Annotated in this window: 3 protein-coding genes; 1 reads left to right on the top strand and 2 read right to left on the bottom strand. The window is 66.6% G+C overall.

Annotated elements, in window-relative coordinates; genetic code table 11:
* Positions 1–10: 10 nt before the first annotated feature.
* Complete coding sequence (locus tag ACIPIA_RS12320) at positions 11–853, top strand: NAD-dependent epimerase/dehydratase family protein (RefSeq protein ID WP_400509905.1); 843 nt, start codon at positions 11–13, stop codon at positions 851–853.
* Here the strand turns inward: ACIPIA_RS12320 and ACIPIA_RS12315 are convergent.
* Positions 777–2732, bottom strand: a complete 1956-nt coding sequence (locus tag ACIPIA_RS12315; RefSeq protein ID WP_400509903.1) for an SDR family NAD(P)-dependent oxidoreductase — start codon at positions 2730–2732, stop codon at positions 777–779. The genes ACIPIA_RS12320 and ACIPIA_RS12315 overlap by 77 nt on opposite strands.
* Before the next feature lie 67 nt (positions 2733–2799).
* Positions 2800–3471, bottom strand: a complete 672-nt coding sequence (locus ACIPIA_RS12310; RefSeq protein WP_400509900.1) for a TetR/AcrR family transcriptional regulator — start codon at positions 3469–3471, stop codon at positions 2800–2802.
* Positions 3472–3562: the final 91 nt, after the last annotated feature.

Here is a 3562-nt window from a genome sequence, read left to right as displayed (position 1 = left end):
AGGTTATCGCCTGCGCCTCGCTCAGCGCCGACCGCAGCCGATGCCGGAAGGGGTCGAGACGGTGGCGACCGGCGACCTTTCCGAGCCGATCGACTGGCGGCCCGCTCTCGAAGGGGTCGACCATGTCGTCCACATGGCCGGGCTCGCCCATGCCGGGCCGGGCCTCGACGAGGCGCTCTATGCCCGGATCAACACCCAGGCAACGCTGGAGCTGGCGCAGGCGGCCGCTGCGTCCGGCGTGCGGCGCTTCGTCTATCTTTCTTCGATAAAGGCTTTGTCCGGTGCCTTCGATGGGCGGCCGTTGACGGAGGATGCAGAACCGGGCCCAACCGATCCCTATGGCCGTTCCAAGCTCGCCGCGGAGCGCGGGCTTGAGGCGCTCGATCTCGACTGGGTAGCGCTGCGCCCGGTGCTGATCTACGGCCCCGGCGTCAAGGCGAACATGGCGGCGCTGCTGCGGCTTGCCCGCCTGCCGGTGCCCCTGCCGTTCGGCGGGCTGAAGGCGCCGCGCTCGCTGCTGGCCGTCGAGAACATGGCCGATGCGATTCGTTTCGCGCTGCTGCCGGAGTGTCCCGCGCGCCAGGTCTACACGGTCTCAGATCCCGAGCCGATCGATGTTGCCGGCATGCTCGCGGCGATGCGCGCAGGGCTTGGCCGCGCGCCCGGGCTGCTGGCGATCCCCGAGCCCCTGCTTCGGCGTCTGGCGCGTTTCGCCGGGCGCGAGGAAATCTTTCTCAAGCTGGCGGGTAGCCTGGTCGCCCGGCCAGCGAGGCTGCTCAGTGCTGGCTGGCAGCCGCCGGCTGAGACGCACGCGGCGCTGGCGCGTCTGGCAGCTGAATCTCGCGCCGGCTGAAATCCGGGATGGCCTCGTCCAGTACGGCGAGTGCCGCGGCGCGATCGTCAGCCTTTACTGCTGCTTCCAGCTGGGCGAGCCAGCCCTGCATGCGGACTCGGCCGGCAAAGATCGGCTTGGCAGCCATCACGCCGTCGAGCCCTGTTTCGGCCATCGGCTCGTCATGGGCGAACAGGATCTCGTTCAGGCGCTCGCCCGGCCTGACGCCGGAGACGATGATCTCGATGTCCTCACCGGGCTCGAAGCCGGCGAGGCGGATCATCCGCTCGGCGAGGTCCATGATGCGCATGGGCTGGCCCATCTTCAGCACATAGACCGCAGCGCGCTCCGCATCGGGGCCGCCTTCCGGGGCGTGCGAAGCCGCAGTGAGGACGAGATCGCAGGCTTCGCGGATCGTCATGAAGTAGCGGATCATGTCGGGGCTGGTGACCGTGACCGGCCCGCCGCGGGCGATCTGCGCCTTGAATTTCGGCACGACCGAGCCGACCGAACCCAGCACGTTGCCGAAGCGCACCGCGACGAGGCGCACGCCGGAGGCCGCAGCCACGAACTCGGCATCGCGCGACTGCGCGTACATCTCGGCGAAGCGCTTGGTTGCGCCGAGCATCGAAACCGGCTCGATCGCCTTGTCGGTCGAGATCATCACGAAGGTCTTGGCCCCGGCGGCGACGGCCGCGTCGGTGACGTTCACGGATCCGAAGATGTTGGTCTTGATGCCCTCGCTCCAGTCCGCCTCGAGATAGGGAACGTGCTTCAGCGCGGCGGCGTGGATGACGATGTCGGGCTGGAAGGCCGCGAAAAGCGGCATGATCCGCTCACGGTCTCGCACATCGGCGAGCACGCCCGAGACGGCCGTGTCATGAGCCTGGATGGAGAGCAGTTCGGTGATCTGGAACAGGGCAGGCTCGGAGCTCTCGACGATCAGCAGTTCGGCCGCGCCGAACGCGGCGCAGCGCAGGCAGATCTCCGAGCCGATCGAGCCGCCGCCACCCGTCACGATGACGCGTTTGCCCTTGAGGAAGGTGCCCAGCCGCTCGCGGTCGATGATGACGGTCGACCGCACCAGCAGATCCTCGATCTCGAGCGGGGCGACCTCGGTGTCGCGCCCGCCTTCGCCGAGCGCCTCGATGCGCGAGATCGGCAGGGCGAGCTTGCGGGTGCGCGCCAGCCACTTCTCGGGCTGTGCCTCCGGCAGGAGGGCCGAGGGCGTGGCGACGATGCGCCGGAAGGCTTCGCCGCGCTCGGCGGCATCGGAAGCGATCACCTCGATGTCTGCGAGCAGGCCGAGCACGGGAATGCCGCGGATCGACTGGCCGAGATCGTCCGGGCGCGGCGACAGGATGCCGGCCGGCCGCAGCCGCCGCATCGTCCCGGTTTCCATCGCGCGGATCACCGTCTCCACCTCGACGCCGCGGCCCAGGATCAGGGTCGGCAGCGTCGCCTCGCGCCCGGCCGAGGTGCGGGAGCGGGCATATTTGAAGTAGCGATAGGCCAGTCGCGGCCCCCCGAGCAGCGCGTTCTGGACGAGCCAGTAGAGCGCGATCGTGATCTTGCCGAAATAGAATGCGCCGTAGAAGTTGGGTGCGACCAGCACGTAATCGATCGCCAGCAGGCTCACCGTCAGGACCGAGACCGCCTTGACGATGTTCGACAGGTCCGGCAGCGAGGCGAAGCGCCACTTCGAGCGGTAGAGCGAGAAGAACCAGTAGACCAGCCCGGCATACGCGACGAAGAAGGGCAGGAAGCGCGGCAGGTAGCGCAGGTGCTCGGCGAGTTGCCAGCCTTCGAAGCGGACCACGAAGACGAGCCAGATCGCCAGCGCCGTCATCACGAGGTCGTGGAGGACGACGGCTGCTTTCTTGAGACTTTGTTTGGGCAGGGTGGCCATGTCAGGCGGGGTATCCCGCTCCGTCGATGGCTTGTCAACGCGCCGTTGCGGCGCGGGCTCAGTTTGGCGCCGGCCTGGCCATCAGCGCATTGAGCACGAAACTGATCATTTCATCGGGCGAGGGGCCGGGAATGCACTCGCATTGCGTAATCAGAAGCGGGTGCATGAAGCGGATCATCGCCGTACGGATGCAGCCCGTCGCCTGGGCCGGATCCACCGGCCGGAACTCGCCACGGGCAATGCCGTCGGCCACGACTCCGCGCAGGACCACGTCGAACCGCTCGATATGCGCGATGATCGCATCCCAGCTCTCCTCCATGGCCGCGCAGACCATTTCCTGCATCCGGGCATGCCCGGCGAAACGGGCGGCATTGAGCCGGTAGGAAACGGCAAGGATGTCGCGCAGGCGGTCGGCGGCCGGCCGATCTTCCGTGGCGATGGTGGCGATCGCCTCTTCCTGCTCGCGCTTGTAGCGCTCGAGTACCGCCTCGTTGATCGACTTCTTGGAGTCGAAGAAGCGATAGACATTGGCGGGGCTCATCCGTAGGGACTTGGCGATGTCCGCCACGGTCGTCTTTTGATAGCCGATGTCCCGGAAAAAACGCTCGGCGGTATCGACGATGATCTGCTTGGTATCGCGTTCGGAATGACTCACGGCGTTGCCGGCTAGTTTTATTTCAACGAATGCGGTGAAGAATTGATCCTTATGACGAATTTCGTCATTCGTCAACGCTATGGCGAATAAAGACTTTTGCGTTGATGCAGGTCAATCCCGGAGCAAAGTCAAATCCTGACATCCGCTGCCAAGGGGCGGAGCGCCG

The organism is Allobosea sp. CER48, assembly GCF_044752385.1.
GTDB lineage: Bacteria > Pseudomonadota > Alphaproteobacteria > Rhizobiales > Beijerinckiaceae > Allobosea.
Note: the sequence above shows the minus strand (reverse complement) of the source record. Positions and strands in the feature narration are given on the sequence as shown.